At 31.1% G+C, this 6,560-nt stretch carries 9 protein-coding genes; all 9 read right to left on the bottom strand.

The window, feature by feature from the left end; all coding sequences use genetic code 11:
* Positions 1-169 precede the first annotated feature (169 nt).
* Positions 170-1,099: a RhuM family protein gene (gene rhuM / locus DWW68_RS13200; protein WP_118589023.1), complete on the bottom strand. Its 930-nt coding sequence runs from the start codon at positions 1,097-1,099 to the stop codon at positions 170-172.
* A gap of 203 nt (positions 1,100-1,302) precedes the next feature.
* On the bottom strand, positions 1,303-1,626 hold the full coding sequence (locus DWW68_RS13205; protein ID WP_118589024.1) for an inorganic pyrophosphatase: 324 nt from the start codon (positions 1,624-1,626) through the stop codon (positions 1,303-1,305).
* Positions 1,627-1,678: 52 nt separating this feature from the next.
* Complete coding sequence (locus DWW68_RS13210) at positions 1,679-2,110, bottom strand: GNAT family N-acetyltransferase (RefSeq protein ID WP_118589025.1); 432 nt, start codon at positions 2,108-2,110, stop codon at positions 1,679-1,681.
* A gap of 30 nt (positions 2,111-2,140) precedes the next feature.
* Complete coding sequence (locus DWW68_RS13215; RefSeq protein ID WP_207721430.1) at positions 2,141-2,626, bottom strand: NUDIX domain-containing protein; 486 nt, start codon at positions 2,624-2,626, stop codon at positions 2,141-2,143.
* A 49-nt stretch (positions 2,627-2,675) separates the two neighbouring features.
* On the bottom strand, positions 2,676-3,413 hold the full coding sequence (locus DWW68_RS13220; RefSeq protein WP_158576923.1) for an HAD family hydrolase: 738 nt from the start codon (positions 3,411-3,413) through the stop codon (positions 2,676-2,678).
* Between the two features lie 65 nt (positions 3,414-3,478).
* Entirely contained in the window at positions 3,479-4,513 is a 1,035-nt protein-coding gene (locus DWW68_RS13805; protein ID WP_243053026.1) for an NUDIX domain-containing protein, read from the bottom strand.
* Positions 4,514-4,538: 25 nt separating this feature from the next.
* Positions 4,539-5,051: an NUDIX domain-containing protein gene (locus tag DWW68_RS13230; protein ID WP_118589026.1), complete on the bottom strand. Its 513-nt coding sequence runs from the start codon at positions 5,049-5,051 to the stop codon at positions 4,539-4,541.
* A gap of 37 nt (positions 5,052-5,088) precedes the next feature.
* Complete coding sequence (locus tag DWW68_RS13235; RefSeq protein WP_118589027.1) at positions 5,089-5,571, bottom strand: GNAT family N-acetyltransferase; 483 nt, start codon at positions 5,569-5,571, stop codon at positions 5,089-5,091.
* Between the two features lie 64 nt (positions 5,572-5,635).
* Positions 5,636-6,388, bottom strand: coding sequence for a radical SAM protein (locus tag DWW68_RS13240; protein WP_118589028.1), 753 nt, complete (start codon positions 6,386-6,388; stop codon positions 5,636-5,638).
* Positions 6,389-6,560: the final 172 nt, after the last annotated feature.

Raw genomic sequence — 6,560 nt, forward strand, 5'->3', positions numbered from 1 at the left:
ATATGGAATGACTAATACCTGATATTTTGCTCTTGCCAATATATGTTCACCTCGCTAAAATTGTAATTTATCTACATCTTAATCAAACCAAAACTTGGTTATCAATTATTTTGCTTTACATGGTATTTTATAGACATCTAATCTAAAAACAACAACTGCTTCAAGTTATCTACATTGCCAAGAAATTCATAATTAACTTTACCATTATCTCTTTCTCCTCTGCTCTGGATTCTGCAATCATAAGTGTAATTGCCACCAATGCTCCATCACTGATAATTTTTACTCCATCTTTATAAAGAGCATTGTTGCGTGCTAAAAATTCGAGGAAAAGAGATGCAGCTATTCTCTTACACCCATCAGCATAAGGATGGTCCTTTATTATAAAGTAAAGTAAATTTGCAGCTTTTTCTTCCAATGACGGATACACATCTCCTCCAAACACATTTTGATAAACAGCTGCTAATATTCCTTCAACCTTACCTTTCTCTTTCTCAACGCCGAATACATCTGATTTAAATGAATCTTCCATTTCATCAACCATCCTTCGACATTCTTCATAAGTAATTCTATAAATCGGTTCATTTCCCTCAGGTTTTTGTAAAGACTGGTGATCATATTGATCCAAGAGAAGCAAAGCTTCAGTGTATTGATTTACTGCCTTTAATATTTCTTTTTCCTCCAAATCTAAGGAATATGCTAACATTTTTGTCTGAATATTAACCGTTTTTTGGAGTGCATACATCCTTTTTTCGTTTATTGCATATCCTTCCATTATGTATTGTTTCAACACACCATTAGCCCAACGTCTAAACGCAATACCTTTTTTTGAATTAACTCTATATCCTACTGACAATATCATATCAAGGTTGTATATTTTTGGTTTTCTGCCTCCGGTACTTTTGTCGGAAAAACCGACAGAAGTATCATCCAGCTCACCTGACTTCAAAATATTAGATATATGTTCACTTACTGTTGCATGACTAACTCCAAACAATGTTTCTATCTGTTTTTGAGTAAGCCATACCGTTTCCTGTTCCGGATTTATTTGAACCTCTATGTTAACATTACCATCATTAAATAATACGATTTCATTTGTCATTATATATAATATCCTTCTTCTAGCTTATTATTTATTAAATAAAATATTTTCGTTATACTTATTACTATAACTAAAATCCCGATTTGTTAAGTTCTTTCTATATCCCATCTTCTTGCCCTTCGGACAAGAAGCATCCCTCGCTCAAAGAGCTCGGTCAATTCTAAATTTTTCTATTTATTTTATTAGTTCAAAAATACTTATGTTTACATTATTATTTCAGAATCAAAGTACTGTTCTGTAAACAAAACTTTTTCCCATATTTGTTCTTTAGTAAATATCATATTTTGAGGTGCAACGACCCATTTTTCCTCTACATCATTATTGCGATGTATTATTGCAATAATTCTTCCAACAAATTCCTTTACAGGTTCATCTACACCTATAATATACGCATCTTGTTCCTCTCCATCTGGAGCAATTATCCCTTCAATATATCCATAATTAATCGTATAATACATATCTTTATGCTTAGGATGATAACTTCCAAGTGGTCTGTCAACCACTACTTTTACAATATCGCCAACCACTATATTTACCTCCTCTAACTTCAATTCTCCTACCGTAGTAATTTGCTATTATCTACAAATTCTTCATCATATAGCGTTCCCGATACTCCACATAGCCATGTTTGGTATAAAATATTTTTGATTCCTCAAAGCCATCTCCTCCCAGATGAATTCTTACCACTTTCTTTCCTTGATTTGCTATATAATTTTCTGCCATTTCTAACAAAGCACTTCCAATACCTTGTCTTTTCAAATTGTATTTTACAAACAAACGATGCAGCCAAACCTCATCTGTGTCCCTTATAGAATTATATCCAATACTTCCTATAACTCTGTCTTGTTCATTAATAGCCAACCAAAACATATCTCCTGCATCCAAGTAGTTCCTTTTAACATCCAATAAATCCTCATTTAATCCCGGAACTCGACCTAAAGCATTTTTTGCTTCTAATATCATAAAAATCATATCATCACGATACTTGTCTTTATACTTAATTATTTTCATAATACTTTCCTTTAATCTTGTTATTGTCTATTATCGTAATTCCTCAATAAAAAGCTGCATTCTTCTTGTTACCAATTCATTAGATTTCATATTTTTCAAAGTATCTTTATCTACCCACTTATAATCCTGTGTTTCTCCTTGTTGAAGAATAATATTAGACTTGTCCCAATCCGTAATCACAATATAATCAACATATATTGAATGATGATTATGTTGAACAACCCTTCCTAGCTCCACTAAATTTGTTTCATTTATTCCTGTTTCTTCTCGCAATTCTCTTATTGCACATTCAAGTGGATTTTCTCCTTGCAATGCTGAACCTCCTGCTGTAGCTTCCCAATATTCACCATAATGCTTATTTTTGTCTCTTTGCATTAACAAATATGTACCATCTGTATGTTTAACAATAACCTCACACACTAAATGGTACATTCCATCTGGTACGGCTTCACCTCTTATTAATGTTTTATCTTTAATTTTATTTAAATTCATGTCATATGCATCCCAAAGTTCCATAATTCACGTCCTCGTACAATATTACTAATATTCTAGTTTATTTCCTATTCTATATTGTTTCAATTTTTTCTATCAATTCATCCCAATTATTAATTTTAAAATAATCAAAATCTATCTCGTCTCCCTCGTTTTGACCCTCAAATGAGTTCTTTTCTTCTGTTTTTCCTTCATACAAAACTGGAAATATTCCTGCATTATGTGCTCCATAAATATCCGCTTTTACACTATCTCCACAATACCACACTTCTTCTGCATTTAGTCCTGCTCTATTCAGCGCTATCCCAAATAGCATTTTATTTGGCTTTTTAAATATATAATCCCCGGAAGTAATTGCAAATTCCAGTTTGTTATTCGGAAGTAATCTGTTCAATCTGTCTTTCAAAGATTTTCCAGACCAACACATATTACTAATGACTCCACTCCTAATGTCATTTTTATTCAGATAATCTAATATTTTATTTGCATTTGGCATAATATCACATTCTGATACACCATTCCATATAATGCTTTCTGCCTCTTCCAATGAAACAGATAATTCAATGTTCATGTATCCATATACTAATCGCAAAAAATTTTTCTCACAAATATCAATTCCATTGCCACACTCATTTATCTTTTTAAATGTGCTATTTACTATTTTATTAAATTCTTGAAATGAAATATTTTTAGGATTACTTTTTATGTATTGGTATATTGCTTTATTCCCCTTTTCTGCATTATGTCCAATCTCATACAATAATGTATGTCCATAATCAAATAATATCATCTTCGGTTTCTGTATACTCATCTTTATATTCTCCATATATTAAATCTAAAAGTCTTCTCCATAAATCTTAATTTAGTAATTCTTGTCTAAATATCAATTATTTCTTTTGCACGATGCAACACCGGCAATTCTCTATTGGCTATAAGTTTCCCTAATCTTGTATTTGACCTATATTCATACTCTCTAATAGCTTCTTCATAAGATAATTTCAATGTTGATAAGTGAAAATTATTTCTTTCATCTTCTGTCAGTTCTTTTTCACCAAAGAATTCAACTTTGCACAAAAAATAGTTATTAATATTATGTCTATGAATCAGATTATAATAATCACTTACAACTCCGATTTTGCAGATTACATCTACTTTTACCCCCAATTCTTCTTTAAGTTCTCTTTTTATTGCATCCTGCAATTCTTCACCTTCTTCAACACCCCCACCTGCTGTTTCTATAATTGTTGCCTGTCCGAAATCATCATTTCTTTCAGCTCTTACAAAATAAAAATTTCCATCCTCATCATACACTATTGCTCTGGCAATATTTCTGTTATGATCAATATATTCCATTTGCCATTGGTCATCCTGCAACTCTATATTAAGCTCCGTGGTATGAATTGTAATATTCTTATTTACATTCTTTTTCAATTTCATCAAGTATTTTTCCTTATCTTTTCTACAAGCAAATCTAATTATTTTTTTATATTTGTATCGTTCTAATATTTTTTCTATTTGAGGCAATGTATCTTTTCTAAAATCCATAATCCATTTTTGAAAATCAGGGTCCAATTTTGTTTCTATCCACGGAATGTCATCGCGCTTTACACCTATTCTTGATTTAACTCCTTCTAAGCAATCTTTAGTTTCATAGTCGAAGAAAAATATCGTGTCCGCAGCTTTTATTCTTTGCTCAATAGTTGATATATAATTTCCATCAAGAATCCATTCTGATTGACTTATTATTCGATCTACCGCGCTAATCAATTCTCCCCTACTAATATGCGTTTTATCTTTCTTCCAATATATATTATCCATATGAAAAAGTTCTATTTGCAAAATTTCTGACAACTGTTTTGCAAAATAAGTTTTCCCGCTTCCCGGACATCCGATTATAATTATTTGTTTCAATTTTTTTACTCCGTATTATGTATAATTATTTAACAAGCATATCGCTAATAAATTTTATTTTACTGTCTTTATTTTCAAAAGTACTAAAATGGTGCTTACCATCAAATTCCAACATATCACAAACTCTTTTCTTTATATCAGGAACAGTAATTTTTTCTTTTGCAATGTTTGGAGTAAACCATCCTACTTCAATACTTTCATCTGATACATTTTCATTTCCATCTATATATTTACAAATAAATGTCAAATTCACAACAGGAGGTAAAATTATTCCTTCAAGGGGACCATATCCATCTTTAGTATTCAATCTCTGATATAGACCAACAAACTTTTCCGGCTCGACAACAATGCCACTTTCCTCAAATATTTCTCTTTTTAAGCCACTTATTATATCCTCTCCCTGTTCTACCACTCCGCCAGGGATTTCCCATCCTCTACGTTTTGATTTAATCAATAAAACTTCATCGCCTTTATATACTAATCCTGCAACAGATATAAAATGTAAAGGTAAGTTTCTTGTTTTTAACCATTCATCCATCGCTTCTCTCCTTTTCGTCTCCTAATACTAAATTTCTCTACAATTCCTTTTTCATATATCCACATGTAAATGGAAAAAAATCATATTTCTTTGTTCCAATATGTATTGCTCCATTCAACTCATACCATTTACGAAGAACTCTGTTTTCTTCTACAATAGCTATATTAATAATTCTACAGCCTAATTCTTTTGCTATATTAAAGGAATGAGCTAATAATTGTCTTCCAATGCCCTTATGTCTATACTCTGGCAATACTGCAAGATTATTAAGTTCACATTCTCCATTTCCTTGTAACAAAAGTGAATAATATCCACACAAAGCACCATCTTCTTCAAATACATACATTGGCCTATGCTCTCCATCCATATGCCAATACAATCTATCTTGCGTAGTCGCAAAAGCTGTAAACCTAGGAGCATTTTTCTCCGTAAAACCATATTCATCTGCAACTGTCAAAAAACTTTTTTTAATAATTTCCACACATACTGGTATTTCTTCACCTCTTACTTTTCTTATCATTGCCACACCTCATAAATTCTAAATTTGTTTTACTATTTCTAAAAAAAAGAAATGTATCTTTATTCTAAACTTTGTATTCCTCAATTATCTCCATAATTGATTTTTCATAAATATTCCCATTCAACACATCCCCATTTTCTGAAAAACTAATTGTTCTAACATCTATTGGATTCTCCTCATATGGATTTATATATTCCTTGTTCTTATCGAAGTAATCACTTAGATATTTCACTGCATTTCCATTTGGAAAAATAACATTTCCTTTTGCCTGTGGAATATTTAAATCCTCAAATTCAGAAATAATTTTCTTTGTCTTTTTGTTATATTCATTATCATCTTCTTTGCTCACAAGCCAAGCAGGATTTAATTTAATTTCTACACCACTCTCTTTTATGCACATTGCAAAATATTTCACTATATCAAGCGGTATAGTCTCTTGATGAAATGAATCAACAGATAATAACACTTTTTGAACTCCACTATATGACAACATTTGCGCCACTTCTCTTACTCTTTCTTTGTCTTTAGGAAAAAATCCGTTAGTGATTATTGCCCTATCCTTTATGTTCATTTCTTTAGCAGTTTTATGAATGTTGCAAACCACTTCCGGATATATCAAAGGTTCTCCTCCAAAAGTCATTAAAGATTTAATATCATAGTTATTACATATATCAATAACTGCTTGCACTGCTATGTCTCCATCTATGTGTTTTCCACTTGATTTATGTTCTCCCTCTGAACAATGTATGCATCTTCCTGTGCATGCCATTGTTACAACAAACTCTATTCTGTTTAAATTTTCTAAATACTTGTTCATTCTTTTTTACCTCATTTGCTAATAGACCTAATTCTCAGCCTATATTTCAAAATCTAGAGCTTATGACAAGCTTACAACTGTAACACACTACAATTTTGTTGTATTTAAATCATAATATGAATATTCTTAATTTAATGTTCCTAATTTAATTTTACTATCTAATTCCCATAAC

The sequence above is a fragment of the Eubacterium sp. AF16-48 genome, assembly GCF_003479405.1.
GTDB lineage: Bacteria > Bacillota > Clostridia > Lachnospirales > Lachnospiraceae > Eubacterium_G > Eubacterium_G segne.